20 protein-coding genes are annotated in these 18655 nt (G+C 64.5%); 9 read left to right on the plus strand and 11 right to left on the minus strand.

The genetic code is table 11. From position 1 onward, the window contains the following. Positions 1-18: 18 nt before the first annotated feature. The 3 genes from BMW89_RS12855 to BMW89_RS12865 form a co-directional block, all read right to left on the minus strand. Positions 19-243 (minus strand): DUF4926 domain-containing protein, encoded by a 225-nt coding sequence (locus BMW89_RS12855; RefSeq protein WP_092026786.1) that lies wholly within the window; start codon positions 241-243, stop codon positions 19-21. 190 nt (positions 244-433) lie between these two features. Continuing rightward, entirely contained in the window at positions 434-1147 is a 714-nt protein-coding gene (gene radC, locus BMW89_RS12860) for a RadC family protein (RefSeq protein WP_092026788.1), read from the minus strand. Between the two features lie 85 nt (positions 1148-1232). Continuing rightward, positions 1233-1619, minus strand: coding sequence for a VOC family protein (locus tag BMW89_RS12865; protein ID WP_092026790.1), 387 nt, complete (start codon positions 1617-1619; stop codon positions 1233-1235). 296 nt (positions 1620-1915) lie between these two features. Here BMW89_RS12865 and BMW89_RS12870 point away from each other — a divergent pair, with 296 nt between their 5' ends. From BMW89_RS12870 to BMW89_RS12880, 3 genes are all read left to right on the plus strand, one after another. Beyond that, positions 1916-2482, plus strand: coding sequence for a TetR/AcrR family transcriptional regulator (locus BMW89_RS12870; RefSeq protein WP_092026792.1), 567 nt, complete (start codon positions 1916-1918; stop codon positions 2480-2482). A gap of 48 nt (positions 2483-2530) precedes the next feature. Continuing rightward, positions 2531-3499 carry a quinone oxidoreductase family protein gene (locus tag BMW89_RS12875; RefSeq protein ID WP_092027293.1) on the plus strand — a complete coding sequence of 323 codons (969 nt, stop codon included), beginning with the start codon at positions 2531-2533 and terminating at the stop codon, positions 3497-3499. A gap of 111 nt (positions 3500-3610) precedes the next feature. Further along, positions 3611-4051 carry an antibiotic biosynthesis monooxygenase family protein gene (locus BMW89_RS12880; protein WP_092026794.1) on the plus strand — a complete coding sequence of 147 codons (441 nt, stop codon included), beginning with the start codon at positions 3611-3613 and terminating at the stop codon, positions 4049-4051. Positions 4052-4157: 106 nt separating this feature from the next. Here the strand turns inward: BMW89_RS12880 and map are convergent, their stop codons facing one another. Next, entirely contained in the window at positions 4158-4976 is an 819-nt protein-coding gene (map, locus tag BMW89_RS12885) for a type I methionyl aminopeptidase (RefSeq protein ID WP_092026796.1), read from the minus strand. Between the two features lie 107 nt (positions 4977-5083). After that, positions 5084-6400: a mechanosensitive ion channel family protein gene (locus BMW89_RS12890; RefSeq protein WP_177196014.1), complete on the minus strand. Its 1317-nt coding sequence runs from the start codon at positions 6398-6400 to the stop codon at positions 5084-5086. Between the two features lie 209 nt (positions 6401-6609). On the opposite strand from BMW89_RS12890, the gene BMW89_RS12895 reads away from it, so the two are divergent. After that, entirely contained in the window at positions 6610-8403 is a 1794-nt protein-coding gene (locus tag BMW89_RS12895; RefSeq protein WP_092026800.1) for a potassium/proton antiporter, read from the plus strand. 129 nt (positions 8404-8532) lie between these two features. Here BMW89_RS12895 and BMW89_RS12900 read toward each other — a convergent pair whose 3' ends face one another. Genes BMW89_RS12900 through BMW89_RS12920 form a run of 5 tightly spaced genes read right to left on the minus strand, consistent with a single transcriptional unit; the run spans position 8533 to position 13213 of the window. Next, positions 8533-9441, minus strand: coding sequence for a polysaccharide deacetylase family protein (locus tag BMW89_RS12900; protein ID WP_092026802.1), 909 nt, complete (start codon positions 9439-9441; stop codon positions 8533-8535). A gap of 4 nt (positions 9442-9445) precedes the next feature. Next, complete coding sequence (locus BMW89_RS12905) at positions 9446-10243, minus strand: ABC transporter permease (protein ID WP_092026803.1); 798 nt, start codon at positions 10241-10243, stop codon at positions 9446-9448. Further along, positions 10243-11106, minus strand: a complete 864-nt coding sequence (locus BMW89_RS12910) for an ABC transporter permease (RefSeq protein WP_092026805.1) — start codon at positions 11104-11106, stop codon at positions 10243-10245. Before BMW89_RS12910 ends, BMW89_RS12905 begins: the two co-directional genes overlap by 1 nt. Continuing rightward, a complete protein-coding gene (locus tag BMW89_RS12915) occupies positions 11103-12182 on the minus strand; it encodes an ABC transporter ATP-binding protein (protein ID WP_092026807.1) in 1080 nt (359 codons plus the stop codon). Before BMW89_RS12915 ends, BMW89_RS12910 begins: the two co-directional genes overlap by 4 nt. After that, the gene (locus tag BMW89_RS12920; RefSeq protein ID WP_092026809.1) at positions 12179-13213 is read right to left on the minus strand and encodes an extracellular solute-binding protein; all 1035 of its coding nucleotides are present in this window, start codon (positions 13211-13213) and stop codon (positions 12179-12181) included. Before BMW89_RS12920 ends, BMW89_RS12915 begins: the two co-directional genes overlap by 4 nt. A gap of 196 nt (positions 13214-13409) precedes the next feature. On the opposite strand from BMW89_RS12920, the gene BMW89_RS12925 reads away from it, so the two are divergent. The 5 genes from BMW89_RS12925 (at position 13410) to BMW89_RS12945 (ending at position 18092) form a co-directional block, all read left to right on the plus strand. Beyond that, complete coding sequence (locus tag BMW89_RS12925; protein ID WP_092026811.1) at positions 13410-14174, plus strand: GntR family transcriptional regulator; 765 nt, start codon at positions 13410-13412, stop codon at positions 14172-14174. A 406-nt stretch (positions 14175-14580) separates the two neighbouring features. Beyond that, entirely contained in the window at positions 14581-15159 is a 579-nt protein-coding gene (locus BMW89_RS12930; protein WP_092026813.1) for a class I SAM-dependent methyltransferase, read from the plus strand. 10 nt (positions 15160-15169) lie between these two features. Then, positions 15170-15847, plus strand: a complete 678-nt coding sequence (locus BMW89_RS12935; protein WP_092026815.1) for a DedA family protein — start codon at positions 15170-15172, stop codon at positions 15845-15847. 317 nt (positions 15848-16164) lie between these two features. Next, on the plus strand, positions 16165-16956 hold the full coding sequence (locus BMW89_RS12940) for a UDP-2,3-diacylglucosamine diphosphatase (RefSeq protein WP_244547590.1): 792 nt from the start codon (positions 16165-16167) through the stop codon (positions 16954-16956). After that, positions 16956-18092: a glycosyltransferase family 4 protein gene (locus BMW89_RS12945; RefSeq protein WP_244547581.1), complete on the plus strand. Its 1137-nt coding sequence runs from the start codon at positions 16956-16958 to the stop codon at positions 18090-18092. The genes BMW89_RS12940 and BMW89_RS12945 overlap by 1 nt, the downstream gene beginning before the upstream one ends. Here BMW89_RS12945 and modC read toward each other — a convergent pair. Beyond that, complete coding sequence (modC, locus tag BMW89_RS12950; protein WP_092026817.1) at positions 17992-18654, minus strand: molybdenum ABC transporter ATP-binding protein; 663 nt, start codon at positions 18652-18654, stop codon at positions 17992-17994. The genes BMW89_RS12945 and modC overlap by 101 nt on opposite strands. Position 18655 lies beyond the last annotated feature (1 nt).

The raw sequence follows: 18655 nt of genomic DNA on the forward strand, positions 1-18655 counted from the left end.
TGGACGCGGTCAGCAGCCTCAGTTGACGGCGCGCGCGTGGACGATCTCTCGGGCCTCGACTGGACGAACGTCGGACGCATCGAGGGTCACAACAGCAACGGTATCGCCAGACAGAGTCATGAACTCAACTTCGTAAGCTGCGCCCTTTTGATGCACCAGGACGACGGTACCAACATCACCAGCGGTTAGCCGCACCGTGGGTACGTCCCGCTTCAATACAACAAGATCCAATTCATTGATCATCAGTACCAATCCTCCTCGGTACCAGGGTCACCAAGCGGGGGACATTATCCGGAGGCTCCACGAACCATCTTTGCCTCAGGGACGACGGCGCGATCCAAATGAGTCAGGCGTGACATGTCCGGTTCTCATGCGTATCCCAAGAACCTGCAATTTCTAGCGATGCAAAGCGTGAGGGGCAACGGTATTGCCGCTAAATCAACCGCATCCCCCTCAAACTCGCATGCCCGCCTCTGCCGACGATGATGTGATCATGCACGGCAATCCCCAACGGCTTGGCGATGTCGATGATCGCTTTCGTCATCTGGATGTCCGCCTGCGACGGTGAGGGATCGCCTGAGGGATGGTTGTGCACCAGGATCAGCGCGGTCGCCGAGAGCTCAAGCGCGCGCTTGATCACTTCGCGCGGATAGACCGGGGTGTGGTCGACGGTGCCGGTCTGCTGCACCTCGTCGGCGATCAGCTGGTTGCGCTTGTCGAGGAAGAGCAGGCGGAATTGCTCCTTGTCTGAAAACGCCATGCTGGAGCGGCAATAGTCGATCACCTCGTTCCATGACGACAGCGCGTTGCGGCTGTTGACCTCGCCCTTGGCGACGCGATGCGTTGCCGCGGCGATCAGCTTGAGCTGGTTGATCGCGGGTTCGCCGACGCCGTCGATCTCGCGCAAGCGTGCCACCGGCGCGTGGATGACTTCCGCGAACGAACCAAAAATCTTGATCAGTGTCTTCGCCAACGGCTTGGTGTCGCGCCGCGGCAGGGCCGGAAACAGCGCCATCTCCAATAGCTCGTAATCGCTCAGCGCATCCGCGCCGGCGTTGTAGAAGCGCTCGCGCAGCCGCTCGCGATGGCCGTGATAGTGCGGCGCGTCCTCCGGGCTGGTCTTGTCGTGGTCGGGTTTGGCAGGCATCGGCCATAACCATGCCGCACGGCGCGCGTTTTGCAACCAAGAAGTGTTGTAGCCCGGCGGCTCGCGGCCGCCGGGGAGTGCGCGCCTACGGTGCGAGGCCGCCGGGCGGGGTACAGATTTCGATCAGGACATTGCCCGGCGCGTTGCAATAGAAGTGCGGGACGGGCGCGCCGCCGCCGCGGTCCATGAAGGCGATCCTGCCCGGGTTTAGACCCGCGGCCGACAGTTCGGCGTGCTTGGCCTTCACCTCGCCAGCCTCATCATAATAGAAGCCGACGTGAAAATTGGCGGGATAGCCCGCCGGCTCGCCCTTCTTGCCGCGCATCACGGTCAGAATGAAATCCTCCCTGTTGCGCAGGACGACGAGCGCGTCGCCCCGGGCCGCATAGGGTGTGAAGCCGAAGTAGCGCTCGAAGAAGGCGGCAAGCGCCGGGACGTCGGATGTCGCGAGGTTGAGATGTTGCAGTCGCATGGTTGCTCTCCGTTCAGGGTGAAAGAACGGACGAGGCGAGATCGCAACGCTTGAGCGGCGGCCGATAGGACACGGTGACACGACCCGCCGAGCAGCGTGACGATCGCGTCACTCTGTCCGGCCGTGGGTCCACCCATGGAAACGGTGGTAGAATTCCTGGAAGGTCAGGAACAGGCCGGGCTTACCAATCCGGCCATGCCTTTTTCGGCGCGGTTTCAATAGCAGCGATCCCGTCCGCGGGCAATGCCGCTGCAATCGATAATTGACTATTTGTTCCAGAATAGCTATTGTCAGTCATGGCAAGGACCAGGGAATTCGACAAGGACGAGGTGCTCGACGCCGCGATCTCTGTGTTTCGCGAGCACGGCTTCGAGGGAACCTCGACGCCGATGCTTGTCGACGCCATGGGGATCGGCCGCCAGAGCATCTACGATACCTTTGGCGACAAATGGCAACTCTACTGTGAATCGGTCCGCCGCTACGCCACCGCCGAGACAGAGGCGCATCTGGTGGCGTTGCGTGGGTCGTCGCGGGCCATGGATGGGATCAAGGCCATGATCGCGCGCGTCGTTCGCGATGCGCATCTGGCCTGCCTCGGGGTTGGTTCAACCTGCGAGTTCGGTCGCACCCGGAACGATCTCACGGAGATACATCACGCTGCCGGGCGGACGCTCCGCCTGACAGTCTCAAAGCGAATTCGCGAAGCGCAGGCGGATGGCGATGTCGCGGCGGATGTCGATGCCGATGAAGCAGCGGAGTTCCTGCTGACGAGCTTCGCCGGCATCCGCATCGCCGCGCGCGGTGGCGCCAAGGGACGGCACTTGCGGGCGCTGGGTGACCTGGCTCTGCGCGCGCTGCGCTGATTTTTTTTGACCAATTATGGAACGATCAATCAAATATGGAGCGACAAGATGAAGGCCGTTGTGATGAATCGTAAGGGGGGCCCCGACGCGATTGCCTATGTCGAGTGGCCCGACCCGGTCATGGGTCCGGGTGACGTGTTGGTCGAGGTTGCTGTCGCAGGCGTCAACTTCATGGACGTGGGTGTCAGGCAAGGAATGGCCTGGACCGCCATGCCCGATCCGAAAATCCTGGGCGTCGAAGGCGCGGGCCGGGTTCTCGCGGTTGGCGAGGCCGTCGATGGCATCCGGATCGGCCAGCGCGTGGCCTGGGTCTATGCGCCCGGAAGCTATGCCGACAGGCTCGTTATCCCGGCGACGTCGCTCGTGCTGGTGCCCGATGCCATCGATGATCGGACCGCTGCGTCGGTGATGATGCAGGGGCTCACCGCCAGCCATTTTGCGACGGATTTCTATCCGGTGCAGCAAGGCGATATCGCTCTCGTACACGCCGCCGCAGGCGGCGTCGGTCTGCTCCTGACCCAGATCATCAAGCTGAGAGGCGGATACGTGATTGGCCGCGTTTCGTCAGCCGACAAGGTGGCGGTTGCGAAGGACGCGGGTGCAGATCATGTGATCGTCGATACCGAAGGCCGTTTCGCCGGCGAAGCGGTGCGGCTGTCGGGCGGCGAGGGTGTGCATGTCGTCTATGACGGCTCGGGACCCAAGACCTTCCAGGGCTCGCTCGAAGCGCTCCGGCGCTCGGGCACGTTCTGCTGGTACGGACCCGTGCTCGGCGGACCGGGGCCGCTCGACATCATGAGCCTGCCGAGGAGCATCAAAATCGGCTACGCGACGTTCTTCGACCACATTCATACGCCGCAACTGTTGCGGTCCCGCGCGGCCCGTCTCTTCGACTGGATCATCGAGGGCAAACTCAGGATCAGAATCGGCGGGGAATATCCCTTGGCGGCTGCGGCCAAAGCCCACGCCGACATGGAGAGCCGCGCGACGACCGGTAAGCTGCTCTTGATCCCGTGAGCGGTGATAGCTTTAAAAAAATCGCCCGGACTGTCTTAATCGCCCGGCATCGTTCGTCTCAGCGGTGTTGGCCACTCTGCGTGGCCGATATTCCGCAAAGGGAGACCATCGATGTCTGAGATCAAACCTGCGTCGTCACGTCGTGCCTTCGTCGCCACCGGCCTCCGAGCCGGTGTCCTGCTCGCCGCGCAGGCGGCGCCGGCCTACAGCCAAAGCAGCAGCTCGAAAATGGAAGCGACCATTCGCACCGGCGGCGACGTCATGACCCTCGTCAACGTCTTCACGGTCGAGCCGGAAAACCAGCAAAAGCTGGTCCAACTCCTCAAAGAGGGCACTATGTCCTTCTTCAGCAAGCAGCCCGGGTTCATCTCGTCCAGCGTCCACGCCAGCAAGGAGGGCCGGCGCGCGATCAACTATTCGCAATGGCGAAGCGCAGGCGATATCGAGAATTTTCGCGGGGATCCGCGATTTGCGCCTTACGTCCAGAGCCTCGCTGCGCTGGCGAAGGCCGAGACGATCCTGTGTGAGGTCGTCGAGGTCAATCATGCCTGAGCTGCTGCGGGGAGCATCGCGACCCTGATCGATCCATCACGCTGAAGCGCGATGACGATTGAATCCTGATCTCATCGCGCTTTGGGGTGAGGCGGCGGCCGGAAAATCACCCGATCTGCTTCTCGCCGTGCCGCTCCGACAGCGTGAAAATCTCGACGCCGGTCGCGGTGACGCCGACGGAGTGTTCGAACTGCGCCGACAGCGAGCGGTCGCGCGTGACCGCGGTCCAGCCGTCGGAGAGAATCTTCACATGCGGCTTGCCGAGATTGATCATCGGTTCGATGGTGAAGAACATGCCGGGCTTGAGCTGAACGCCCTCGCCGGGCCGGCCGATATGAATGATGTTCGGCTCGTCGTGGAACATGCGACCGAGGCCATGGCCGCAGAAATCGCGCACCACGCTCATGGCCTGCGGCTCGACAAAGCTCTGGATGGCGTGGCCGATGTCGCCGGTGGTGGCGCCGGGCTTTACGGCGGCAATGCCGAGCATCATCGCTTCATACGTGACTTCGATCAGGCGCTCGGCCTTCCGCGCGATCGGGCCGATCGCATACATCCGGCTGGAATCGCCGTACCAGCCGTCAACGATGAAGGTGACGTCGATATTGACGATGTCGCCCTCTTTCAGTGGACGGTCGCCGGGCATGCCGTGGCAGACCACGTGGTTGAGCGAGGTGCAGGTCGAGTAGCGGTAGCCGCGATACATCAGCGTCGCCGGATAGGCATTGTGGCTGAAGGCGAAGTCGCGGACGAATTGGTCGATGCGCTCGGTCGGCACACCGGGCCCGACGATGTCGGTGAGCTCGTCGAGGCACTTCGCCACCAAAGCTCCCGCCTTGCGCATGCCGGCAAAGGCGCTCGGCCCGTGCAGCTTGATCTGTCCGGTTTTGCGGAGGGAGGTATCGGAGGCTTCGACGTAGCTCATGCGGGGCTGGTCTCGATGTCGGCGGAAGGGCTTGATTTCAGGGCCCTAATCTAATGATCGCGGGCCCTCATGCAAGTCAGGCGTGCCTCTTGCGCCCGAAACCGGGCCTAATTCGGGACTTCTACGGTGGTTTCCACCGGCAGGGCGCCGCCGCGGACGCGGATTTCGCGGACCGGGTAGGGAACCCGGATGCCCTCGCGCTTGAAGGCGTCCCATAGCGCCAGCATCACGTCGCTCTTGACGTTGTCCATGCCGTCGGGGTCCGCGATCCAGAAGGTCAGCGAGAACTTCATCCCGGCTTCCGCGAACTCGGTCAAAATGCTGTTCGGCGGCTTGCCCTTCGTCGCGCGCGGATGGGCGGCGGCGGTCTCGGCGGCGAGCTTGCAGACCAGTCGGGGGTCGGCATCGTAATTGGTGCCGAAGGCGATCTTCACCAGCGTGTTCTTGTCGGTATAGGTCCAGTTGACGACCTTCTGCGTCACCAGGTCCTCGTTCGGCACCAGGAATTCGCGGCCGTCGCCGGCGGCAACGGAAATATAGCGCGTCTTCATCGCGCTGATGCGGCCGGTGTTGTCGCCGATGGTGACGAGGTCGCCGGGCTTCACCGATTTGTCGGCGAGCAGGATGATCCCCGAGATGAAATTGGCGACGATCTTCTGCAGGCCGATACCGATACCGACGCCGACCGCGCCGGAGAATACCGCAAGCGCGGAGAGGTCGATGCCGACGGAGCCGAGCGCGATCACGATCGCGATCGCAAGCAGCCCGATGCGGATGATCTTGACCAGCAGCACCTGCACCGACGGCGTCAGATCAGTCGCCGAATTGATCCGGCTCTCGGCGAAATTGCTGGCGATGTTGGTGGCCCAAAGCGCGATGAGCAGCAGCACGCCGGCCTTGATCACCAGCAGCGGCGTCAGCCGCAAGCCACCCAGCACGATGGCGAAGGAGTCGAGCAGGTCGATTGTCGCGCTGAGCTGTCCAATGATGGACAGTGCTGCGACGAACCAGGCCGTGACCGACACCAGCCTGACGATAAAGGCGTTGCGCAGCACCGGGGTCACGAGCCGGATCGCGAGCCAGGCGAGGCCCAGCTTGGCCGCGACCATCAGCAGGTAGCTACGGCTCGGCCAGGTCGCGTGATACATCACCAGGCGGGAGACGATCACGAGCAGGGTGAACACCGCGGTCGAGGCGCTGGAAACCATCACGCGGGCAAAATGCCGGAGCGGCAGCGGCCAGCGCATCGCCAGCGATGTCAGGTCGACGCGGTTACGAACCCCGGCTTCCGCCGCATAGGCGATGCCCGCCGCGGCCAGGATCAGGCCGAATTGCAGGTAGAACCAGGGTGAGGAGATTTCCGCCCCGACGCTGCGCGCGGTCGTTTGCACGAACTCCATGAAGTCTTTGAGGTCCATGTCCATCGGGAGGTCTCGTCGGGAAGCGGGGGGAGTTGATTCGAAGGCGCCGCAGAATCCCACAAAGGCCGCGGCCGGGCCATCGATACACCGCTAAGTGAAGCGCGTTAAGGCCGCAAAATACGGGCAGATTGCCGCGAGACGCGAAAATGGGTTGGCGTGGGAGTCCGCCGACGATAAGGATGCAATTCCAGCGATTTGTACCCGGAAGGTGGATGGCCTCTCTCGACTCTGTCAGCCTCGCCATATTGCTCGGCGCCGTCCTCGTCATGGCCGGCATCCTGTCGAGCCTGCTTGCGCTGCGCTTCGGCGCCCCCCTGCTGCTGGTCTTCCTTGCGATCGGCATGCTCGCCGGCGATTCCGGTCCGGGGCAGCTCCAGTTCGACGATGTCCGCACCACCTATCTGGTCGGCTCGGTGGCGCTGGCCCTGATCCTGTTCGATGGTGGCCTGAAGACGCGCTTTGCCAGCATCCGCACCGTGCTCGCGCCCTCCGTGGTGCTTGCGACCGTCGGCGTGCTGCTGACCGCGCTGATCACGGCGCCGTTCGCCAAATACGCGCTCGACCTCAACTGGACGGAATCGCTGCTGGTCGGCGCCGTCGTCGCCTCGACCGACGCCGCCGCGGTGTTCCTGCTGGTGCACACCCAGGGCCTGCGCCTGCGCCCGCGCGTCGGCGCGACGCTGGAGGCCGAATCCGGCACCAACGATCCGTTCGCGATCTTCCTCACCTTGATGTTGGTCGAATACATCTCGCTGGGATCGAGCTCGCCCGGCCATGTCCTGATGGAGTTCATCCAGGAAGCCGTGCTGGGTGCCGTCGTCGGCTTCTTCGGCGGACGTCTTGTCGTCATCGCGCTCAACCGGGTGGCGCTGCCGCAGGGCCTGCATGCGCCTTTCGTGACGACGGCTGCGCTCGTGATCTTCGGCGGCTCGCAGATGATGCACGCTTCAGGTTTCCTTGCGGTCTATCTCGCCGGCATCATCATCGGCAACCGGCCGACCCGCGCGCATAATTCGGTGGTGGCGTTTCTTGATGCCGCGACCTGGCTGGCGCAGATCGTGATGTTCGTGCTGCTCGGCCTGCTGGTCTCGCCGAGCCGGCTCGGCTCCAGCGTGCTGCCGGCGATCGGCGTCTCCTTCGTCCTGATGCTGGTGGCGCGACCGATCGCCGTGTTCGTGTGCCTGGCGCCATTTCGTTTCAACTGGCGCGAAAAGATCTTCATCGCCTGGACCGGCCTGCGCGGGGCCGTCGCGATCTTCCTGGCCTCGATCCCGATGCTGGTGGGCTTGTCGAAAGCCTATCTCTATTTCGACGTCGCCTTCGTCGTCGTCATCATCTCGCTGTTGCTGCAAGGCTGGACGCTGGCGCCCGCCGCGCGCAAGCTGCATGTGGCGCTGCCGCGCGCCGAGCGCGGCCCGCGACGCGTCGAACTGGACCTGCCCGGCCAGCTCGAGCAGCAGCTCGTCGGCTATCCGGTACGGCCCAAGAGCCTGTATTTCCGCCGCGGCCTGATCCCGTCCTGGTCGAAGCCCACGTTGGTGATCCGCAAAGAGAGCATCCTCACTCCGACAGAAGCCGACCCGATCGCGCCGGGCGATTACATCTATCTGCTGGCACCGCCGGAAAAGGCCGAGGCACTCGACCGCTTCTTCGTCGACATGCAGCAGGGCTCTGCGCCCGATCCGCATCTGCTAGGCGACTTCATGGTCTCCGGCGAGCACACGCTTGCGGAGCTTGCCGAGATCTACGGCGTCAAGGTCAGCGAGGACGAGGCCAAGCTGACGCTCGCCGATTGGTTCGACGTCCATCTCGACCGCGCACCAAAGGAAGGCGCCGAGCTTGCGCTGGATCCAATCGTGCTCGTCGCCCGCTCCATCTCCGGCGGCCGCGTCAACGTCGTCGGTCTCCGTCTGCCCGAAGACGAGGAAACGCCCGCGCCGCTGACGCGCCGGCAGTCGCTGCGGAAGAAGTTTTCGGAGCTGTGGATCTCGGTGGCGGGGATTTAGGCGGTCTCGTGTCCCGGACGCGGTGCGGCACAAAGTGCCGCTCCGCAGAGCCGGGACCCATGACGCGTGGGCCCCGGCTCTGCGACGCACCACTTCGCGCTGCATCGCGTCCGGGGCACGGAGAACGCGTCACGCCCCCGCCGGCACCACGTCCAGCCAATGCCGCGCAATCGCCGCGCGCGGTGCAATCCACGCGGCGCCGCTCTTCGTCATGTGCGCCAAAATCCGATCCAGCGCACCGATGCGCCCCGGTCGCCCGATCATGCGTAGATGCAAGCCGACCGACATCATCTTCGGCGCCGTCTCGCCCTCGCGCTTCAGCCATTCGAACGCATCGATGACATAGTCGGCAAAGTCCGCGCCGTTGAAGCGCGAGGCGTTGTAATATTGCATATCGTTGGTGTCGAAGGCGTAGGGCAGGACCAGATGCTGCTTGCCGGAAACCTCCCTGTAATAGGGCAAATCGTCGTTATAGGCGTCGCTGTCGTAGAGAAAGCCGCCGTCTTCGACCAGCAGGCGCCGTGTGTTCGGCGATGTCGCCGAGCGGGTGTGCCAGCCGACCGGGCGCTGTGCCGTGACGCGTTCGATCGCCGCCACTGTCTTGGCGATGACCGCACGCTCGCTCGCCTCATTCATGTCGGCGTGGCTCTGCCAGCGCCAGCCATGCGCCGACACTTCGTGGCCGCGCGCGATGGCATCACGCGCCAGTTCGGGCGAGCGCTCGACGGCGCGGCCGCAGGAGCTCACCGTCGCCTTGACGCCGTGCGCGTCGAACAAATCCATGATGCGCCACCAGGCGGCGCGCGTGCCGTACTCAAAGTGGCTGTCGATGCAGCTGTCGGGGCCGTCGAGTTTGTGCACGACCTCGTAGATCGCCTCATTGCCCGCGTCGCCGTCATTGACGGAGAATTCCGAGCCTTCCTCGAAATTCACCACCAGCGACACCGCGACGCGCGCGCCGTTCGGCCAGCGTGGATTCGGCGGCTTGCCACGGTATCCAACAAAGTCACGCTGCGGAGAATTGGATTCGTTGGTCATGGCATCAATCCGAAGTTCCGGCCATGCGGTGCAGGCCGACGGCGCGGTCGCTGACGAACAGCAGGATCACTGTCCCGGCGAGGATGAGGGTGGAGAGCGCCGCGAGCGTCGGATCGGGCGCCTCCTCGATATATTGCAGCATGCGGATCGGCAGCGTCTTGGTGCGGACGTCGGCAAGGAAGATCGACACCGGATAATTGTCGAACGAGGCCAGGAACGAGAAGATCCCCGCGATCAGGAACGACGGCGCCAGCGCCGGCACCATCACCCGCAGCACGCTGCCCGGATAAGTGCAGCCGAGCGTGCGTGCCGCCTCGATCAGCGTGAAGTCGAACCGCGCAAGCCCTGATATCATCGTGCGCGCGACGTAGGGCAGTGTGATGACGAGATGCGCGACGAGCAGCGTCGCCCACGGCGCGGTAAACCCGATCGCGCGAAAACCCTGGAGCAGCGCGATGCCGAGCACCAATCCCGGCATCATCAGCGGCGAAACCAGCGCGGTCGCAAAGATCCCCGCCCCCGGCAGCTTTCCGCGCGCGATCGCGATGGCCGCGAGTGTGCCGCACACCAGCGAAATGGCCGTCGACAACAGCGCGATCTCAAGCGACAGCAGCAGCGACGGCCAGAAGCCGTCAAGCCGGCCGATCTTGCCGTACCAGCGCGTCGATGCGCCCGTCAGCGGGAGGTCGAACACCGGCGTCGGCGAGAAGCTGGCCGCCGCGATCACCAGCAATGGCGCGATCAGGAACAGTGCCAGCCCGATCGCCATCACCCAGCAGACGATGATTGCAGCCCGAATCATCACTTCGGCTCCCGCGACAGGCGTGCGCTCAGCGCAACGACGGCGATAGCGATGGCCAGCAGTACGACACCGGCGGCGGCGCCGAAGCCGGGCTCGCGTGCCAGCAGATAGGCCTTTGCGATCGTGGTCGCGAGCGTCGGATATTTCTCGCCGATCAGCAGCGTCGGCACCACATAGGCCGAAACGGAAAGCGAGAACACCAGCGCGACGCCCGCGATGATGCCGGGCAGGGTTAGCGGCAGGATCACGCGAAAGAACGTCACGACTGGCGAGGCGCCAAGCGTTGCGGCTGCTTCCGCATAGCGGGGATCGAGCTGGGCGACGATCGCGTAGATCGGCAGGATCATGAAGGGCAGGAAGATATTGACGGCGCCGACGATCAGCGCGGTCTCGGTGAAGATCATCCGGATCGGGTCTTCGATGATGCCGAGCGCGATCAGCGTTTCGTTGACGATGCCGTCGCTGCGCAAGAGGATCGTCCAGGCGAACGCCTTGACGATGACGCTGGCGGCCAGCGGCAGGAACAGCGTCGCCAGCAGCAGCGAGCGCAAGGGCCCGCGGGCCCGCGCCAGCGCAAACGCGGCGGGATAGCTGATCAGGAAGGCGATCAGCGTCGTCAGCAATCCCAGCCGCAGCGAATTCCAGATCACCCAGAGATAATAGGGCGTGCCGAGCAGCCGCTTGTAGTTGGCAAAGCTCAGCCCATTCGCGTCAACGTAGCTGACGCCGAGGAGGAGCACCAGCGGCAGAGCGAATACGCCGGCGATGATGAGGAAGGAGGGCAGCACGAACCCGATCGCCGTCAACCGTTCGCGATCGACCGCGGGCGCCGCAACGGGGGCTGGAAGCGTCGCCTCGGTCATGCCTGTGCCTCCATCGGAAACGCGAAGGTCTCGGTCACAGGCCAACTCAGGCGGATCTCGTCATGGACGCGGGGGATTGCGCCGTCACGCCCGGAGAGTTCAGCGAGCAGGCTTTCGCCCGCGCCGGCATCGACCTCGACCAGCGTGCGCGAGCCCTGGAACACCACGGAGCGGACGCGGCCTGCCGCGGAGTTGGATTCGCCCTGTTCGCCGAGACGAAGCTGCTCGGGCCGCGCGGCGACGATGACGGGGGAGCCTGCCTGGAAATTGCCGAGCGCCGACAGCCGGCCGACCTTGGTCTCGACATCGACCTTGCCGTTATCAGCCGCAAGAACAGTGCCGGAAATCCGCGTCGACAGCCCGACGAAGTTGAGGGCGAACAGGCTCGCGGGCCGCAAGTAAAGCTCGCGCGGCTCGGCGAGCTGCTCGATCCGCCCCTTGTTCATGACCGCGACGCGATCGGACATGGTCAGCGCCTCGTCCTGGTCGTGCGTCACGAAGATCGCGGTCGCCTTGACGTCCTGGAGCAGGCGGCGCAGTTCCACCTGCATCTCTTCGCGCAGCTTGCGATCGAGCGCGGAGAGCGCTTCGTCGAACAGCAGCACATCGGGCTCGACCGCGATCGCGCGCGCCAGCGCCACGCGCTGCTGCTGTCCGCCTGATAGCGCCGAGATGCGCCTGCTGGCGAGATGGCCGAGCTTGACCAGCGACAGCGCACGATCGACCGCGATGTCGATCTCGCGCCTGGCCATGCCGCGCACCTTCAATCCGAACGCGACGTTGCCGGCAACGGTGAGATGCGGGAACAGCGCGTAGCTCTGGAACACGACGCCGACATTGCGCTTGTGCGGCGGCACGTTGGTGATGTCGCGGCCGGCGAGCTCGACCTTGCCGGTGTCGGGTTGCGCGAGCCCCGCGATGGCGCGGAGCAGCGTGGTCTTGCCGCAGCCGGACGGGCCGAGCAGCGTCACCAGCTCGCCGCGGCGGATGGTGAGGTCGATATGGTCCAAAACCGTCGTCGGCCCGTATCGTTTGGAGACGCCGCGGACGACGAGATGCGGGCTGCCCTCGCTCATGTCATCTCCTTGCTCCAGCGGTCCACCCAACCGGCGCGGTTCTTGGCGACGAACGCCCAGTCCGGCGCAAACAACGAGGCCGGATCGGGGAAACCGGCCGGCGTCGGCGTGCCCTTGTTGGTCGGCGCGACAAACGCCTTGTCGGCGAGAATGGTCTGCGCCTCCGGGCTCAGGAAAAAGTCGATCGCCGCATCGGCAAGATCGCCGGCCGGCGCGCCCGCCACCTTCGCGATTCCTGAGGGCATCGCGAAGCCGCCATCCTCAGGCACGGCGAGATCGACCGGCGAGCCCTCGGCCTTGCGGATCAGCGTGTAGGCGGAAAACTGTCCGCCGATCATCCAGGCCTCGCCCTGCTCCATCAGATTGATGGCCTGCGGCGCGTTGGTATAGACGTTCAGCAAATTCGCCTTCAGCTCCTTCACCTTCTTGAAGGCGGCGTCGATCTCGTACTGTGCCTCCTTGTAGGGTTTTCCAGTCTCGAGATGCGCGGCCGCGAGCAGCGTCCAAAACCCTTCGGTGTTGGAGAGCGACGGCACGATCACCTTGGAGGCATATTTTGCATCCCAGAGGTCGGTCCATTTGGTGGGCGCCGTCTTCATGCGCTTGGTCGAATAGGCGATGCCGGCCCAGGGCCGCTGGTAGTTCGCCCACATCCCGTCCTGATGCACCGAATTATCGACGAGCTTGCCGAGATTGGCGATCGACGATGCCGACATCTTGGTGATCAGGCCCTCGGCTGCTGCCGGCAGCATCACCGGATCGTCCATGATGACGACGGAGATTTTTGGTGCGGCCTTGTCGGCCTGCATCTTCTGGAGATTGGTCAGGGAGTTGGTGCCCTCATACAGCACCTTGCAGTCGAGCTTCTTCTCCAGCACCGGAAACAGATCGGCGTTGAAATATTTTGCGGCGCCGGCGGGGCCGCCGATGACGATCTCCCTGGGCGCGGCGCGCAGCCGCGCGGGAGCTGCGAGAACCGCGGCGAGGGCCGCGCCGGATGTCAAAACGCTGCGTCGGGAGGGGGTGTGCATGGGCATGTCCCGTTTGTTGTGCGTAAGGCTTGCATCGAAGCAGCAGCAAGCGCCATGCCAAATGTGCACATTTTTGAATTATCAAATAATATCAATGGTATGAATTCGAGAAGTGATTACTGCCTGCCCTGTCGCGCGAAAAATGTGCACATTTTTTGGAGGTGACGCTGCGCATCCTTTGGGCCTAGCTATCGCCATGGCGACGCAGCGCGGGCGAAACGGCAAGGGGATCGGCAAGGGGATCGGCAAGGGGATCGGCAAGGCCAATCCGGCCGAGGACGAGGCGGTCTATCAGGCGATCCTGCATGCGCTGCTGGAGGGCAAGCTGAAGGCGGGGGTGAAGCTCGCCGAGCCGCCGCTCGCCGACATCTTTGGCGTGTCGCGCGAGCGCATCCGCAAAGTCCTGCATCGTCTCGGCGCGGAGCGGCGGCTGGAGATGATCCCGAACCGCGGCGCCCGCGTGCCGCGCCCGACGCTCGACGACGTCCGCCGCGTCTACGAGGCCCACCGCGTGCTCGAGGCCGGCGTGCTGACGCAGCTCGTCCGCCATGTCGACGATGCCTTGATCGAAAAGCTGACCGCGCATCTCGCCGAGGAGCGTGCGGCGGCAACACGCGGCGATCGCGCCGCCTCGGTGCGGCTGTCAGGCGCGTTCCATGTCCATCTGGTCGAGGCGCTCGGCAATGCCGAGCTCACGCGCTTCCTTGCAGACCTGCTCAGCCGCTCCTCGGTCATGGTCTCGGTCTACGAGCCGGCGACGGATTCGATCTGCGCGGTGGACGAGCACGGCGCCATCGTCGAAGCGTTACGTGCTCGCGATGTGGCGCGGGCAATTGCCGTGTCGCGCGAGCATTTTCTCCATGTCGAGAGCCGCCTGCATCTGGATGATGATCCGGCGCCGGTGAGTGAGGATTTGACGAGTGTGTTCGCGACGGTGAAGCCGAAGCGACGGAAGCGCTAGCTTTCCGCGCCGCTCTCTCCTCCCGTCATTGCGAGCGGAGCGAAGCAATCCAGTCTACCTCCGCGGAAAGATTCTGGATTGCTTCGCTGCGCTCGCAATGACGGTGGAGGGACTATTGCCTCACGTCCTTCGCGCTCGTCGGATTTGTGCCCAATTCATTGCGGCAACGTTGCGGCTCGATCGGGCGAGAACGTTGCGGATATTTTCCGAAGGCTGCGCAATCGCGACAGACTCTCGCAATGTTGGCGTGAGACTGAAGCCAGTAGCGGGCGAGGGACGATCATCCTGCCGCGCCCGGCATGGCTCATCTAGCGCGTGTCTCACACGTGCAGGCGGAAAGATATTTGAATGGCCCTGGTACAAAACCTCATCTGCGAAACCGGCTGCCTCGCGAAGGAGAGACGGCATGTCGGCTGCTGACATCCTGCCGTTCTTCCGCGCCTGGATTCGCGACCCCATGCGTGTGGCGGCGGTTGCGCCGACGGGACCCGCCGCGTCGTCGCTGATGGCGCAGGAGATCTCGGCCGAGACCGGCCCCGTCATCGAGCTCGGCCCCGGCACCGGCGCTTTCACCCGCGCATTGCTCGATCGCGGCGTCCGGCAACAGGATCTGACGCTGGTCGAATACGGCTCCGATTTCATCCCGCTGCTGCAGCGGCGGTTCCCCGGCGCGCGCGTGCTGTGGATGGATGCGGCCTGGCTGGTGAGAGAAAAACTGTTCGAGGGGGCGCCGGTCGGTGCCGTCGTCAGCGGGCTCGGGCTGCTGACGATGCCGCAGGGAAAAGTGCTTGCGATCCTCGCCGGCGCGTTTGCCTATCTCCGTCCGGGCGGCGCGTTCTACCAGATCACCTACGGCCCGCGCTGTCCCGTCCCCGATGCGATCCTCGATCATCTCGACCTGCAGGCAAGCCGCATCGGCCAGACCTATCGCAACCTGCCTCCGGCCTCGGTGTACCGGATCAGCCGCCGTCCCCCCTTCGCGTAACCGAGGCATCATGGACACGTCGAGCGCGATCGCAATGTTTCTGCACTTCGGCCTGCTGGGCATGGGTTGCCTGGCGATCGCCGAGAAATTCATTCCGGTGTTTCCGTCCTATGTTCTGTTGATGCTGCTTGGTCTCACCGTGTCCGACGGCGCGATGCTGGCCATGGCCATCCTGGTGACGAGTGCCGGGTCCGTGGTCGGCGCGATCGGCTGGTACGGGCTTGGCCGCGCGCTCGGCTCGCAACGGATCGAGCGACTGGTGAGGACCTATGGCAAATATGTGCTGCTGCGGCCCTCGTTCTACGAGCAGCTCACCGATGCCTATCGCGGTAACCATTTCTGGGTCACGCTGATCGGCCAGACGCTGCCGACCGTGCGAATCTATCTGGCGCTGCCGGCCGGCGTGTTGCGGCTGGAGCCGCGCGCCTTCGTCACCGCCACTGCGATCGGCACCGTGATCTGGAACATGCCGTTCCTGAGCCTCGGCTACGCGCTGCGCGACAGCGGTCAGGATCCCGTCAGCGTCGGCTTCTGGGTGGTCGCCATCCTCATCGCCGTGGAGGTCGCGATCATTCTCGGACTTCGCTCTTACAAGCGCGCGACCGCGCGGCCGCGCCTCGCGTCACCGCGCGCCATCGCCGCCCCCAAAGCGTTAGGGGAGATCAAGGCCGTGGAGGAGATCGCATGAGGGTTCTGTTGTCCCGCTTTCGGCCCGGCTCGCACACGCTTGAACACCTCAGCGCCGGGGTGCTGATCCTGCTCGCTGGTCTTCAGTTCGGTGTCGCGGCGTCAGACGGGCGGCATCGCGGCGCACAGTTTGCGCTGCTGGTTTTTGCCGTCGCCGTTTATTGGCATCGCTCAATCTTCCGACGGCGCGCCAACCGGGATGTGACGAAGGCGGTCGCGGGATTGGCGGAAGCTGCCGCGATGGCATTCCTCCGCGATGGCCATAGCGGCGACCGGTCGGCGCAATGCCAGAACAGGGATGCGGCTTTGCCGTCCGAAATGGTCAAGGTCAGGAGCCTGTTCATCTCCGATGTCCATCTCGGGACAAGAGGATGCCAGGCCGAACGGCTGATCGACTTTCTCCATCACCATGACGCCGACACTGTGTACCTGGTCGGCGACATCGTCGATGGCTGGTACCTGCGGTCGAGCTGGTATTGGCCAAACACGCACAACGCGGTGGTGCAGGAACTCGTCGATCTTGCGCGGCGCGGCAAGCGGCTGGTCTATGTGGCCGGCAATCACGACGAGTTCGTGCGCGACTATGTCGGCTCGACCTTCGGCAACGTCGAGGTGGTTGAGCACGCGATCCACCGGGGCGTTGACGGCCGCGATTACCTCGTCGTCCATGGCGATCACTTTGATCTCGTCGTGCGCCACGCCCGCTGGCTGGCGCTGCTCGGCGATGTCGGCTATCGCGCGGCGCTTGCCTCCAACGTCTGGCTCAACTGGATCCGGAGCCGGTTCGGGCTGGCCTATTGGTCGTTCTCGTCCTGGGCGAAGCTGCGGGTCAAGAATGCGGTCAATCACATCGGCCGCTTCGAGGAGGTGCTGTCGTCGGAAGCAAGGCGCCACGATGCGCAGGGCGTGATCTGCGGCCACATCCACCACGCGGCGATGCATGATGAGTTCGGCATTCGCTACATCAACACCGGCGATTGGGTGGAATCCTGCACCGGGGTCGTGGAGCACCATGATGGCCGGTTCGAGATCGTCCGCTGGGCCGAGGCGCGGCCGCAGCAGATGTCGGGCGGGTCGAGCGTGGTGCCGTTCGCACGGGCGGTCGCCTGATGCGCGTGCTGGTGGCAACTGACGCCTGGCGCCCACAGATCAACGGCGTGGTGCGCTCGCTCGAATATCTCGCCAGCGAAGCGCCCTTGTTCGGCGCCAATATCGGCTTCCTCACGCCGGGCGATTTTCGCACGTTGCCGCTGCCCGGCTACCGGGAGATCCGCCTTGCGCTGGCCTCGGTGGGGCGGATCGAGCGCGCGATCAAACGCATGGGTCCGGATTCCGTGCACATCGCGACCGAGGGGCCGATCGGGTGGATCACGCGTTATGTCTGCCGGACCCGCGGCTATCCGTTCACGACGAGCTATCACACCCGCTTTCCTGAATATCTGGCGGCGCGGCTGCCGGTGCCGCTGAAATGGAGCTATGCCGCGTTGCGCCGTTTCCACAATAGCGGCGATGGCATCATGGTCGGCTCGCCGACGCTGGAGCAGGCGTTGAAGGCGCGTGGCTTCCGCAACCTGATGCCGTGGTCGCGCGGCGTCGATGCCGAGCTGTTTCGTCCTCGCAGCGTGCGGCCGCTCGCCTTTCCGGGGCCGGTGTTCCTGTATGTCGGCCGCATCGCGGTCGAGAAGAACATCGAGGCCTTCCTGGCTCTGGACCTGCCGGGCTCGAAGGTCGTGGTTGGCGACGGGCCGCTGCGTGCCAGCCTGCAGGCGCGATTTCCGCAGGTCCATTTTTTGGGCATGCGGACCGGGCAAGCGCTCGCCGATGTCTACGCGTCAGCCGATGTCTTCGTCTTTCCGAGCCTGACCGATACGTTCGGGATGGTGATCCTCGAGGCGCTGGCGTGCGGCCTGCCGGTCGCGGCCTTTCCGGTGATGGGGCCGCTCGACGTGATCGGCAAGTCCGGCTGCGGCTGTCTCGATGTCGACCTGCGCCGCGCTGCGCTCGCGGCCTTGCAGGTGCCGCGCGAAAAATGCCGGGCCTATGCCTTGACCTTCACGTGGCGGGAAAGCGTGCGGCAGTTTCTCGACAACGTCAAACGGGCACACGGCACGCTGGCGGACGCCGCGCTCCATCCGGGCTACGGCCTCACGACAGCACCTTCACTCCACCAAACGACGTCACCCGCCCCTGCTTCAGCATCACGATCTGCGTTGCGAGCTGGCGCAGTTCAGCAACGTCGTGGCTGACATAGACCATCGGCACGTTGGCCTCGTCGCGCAGACGGACCAGATAGGGCAAGATCTCGAGCTTGCGGCCTTCGTCGAGTGCGCCGAGCGGCTCGTCGAGCAGCAACAGGCGCGGCTTCGACAGCAGCGCGCGGCCGAGCGCGACGCGCTGGCGTTCGCCGCCGGAGAGTTTTCCGGGGCGGCGATCGAGAAGCGCGCCGATGTCGAGCAGATCGACGACACGCTTGTGCTGCGCAGGATCGGCGGCCAGGCCGTTCATCCGCCTGCCATAGTCGAGATTCTGCGCGACGTTGAGATGCGGAAACAGCCGCGCGTCCTGGAACACATAGCCGATGCTGCGGCGATAGGTCGGCACATGGATGCCGGCCGCGGTGTCGTCGACGGTCTCGCCGTCGATCACGATGGTGCCGCGGTCGGGCCGCAGCAGGCCTGCGATCATGTTGACCAGCGAGCTCTTGCCGGCGCCCGACGCACCGAACAGGCCGATGACGCGGCCTTCGCTGGTGAATGAAGCAGAAAGCGAAAATTCGCCGAGCTCTTTTTCGATGTCGACGCGCAGCATG

The sequence above is a fragment of the Bradyrhizobium sp. OK095 genome (assembly GCF_900109945.1).
Classification (GTDB): domain Bacteria; phylum Pseudomonadota; class Alphaproteobacteria; order Rhizobiales; family Xanthobacteraceae; genus Bradyrhizobium.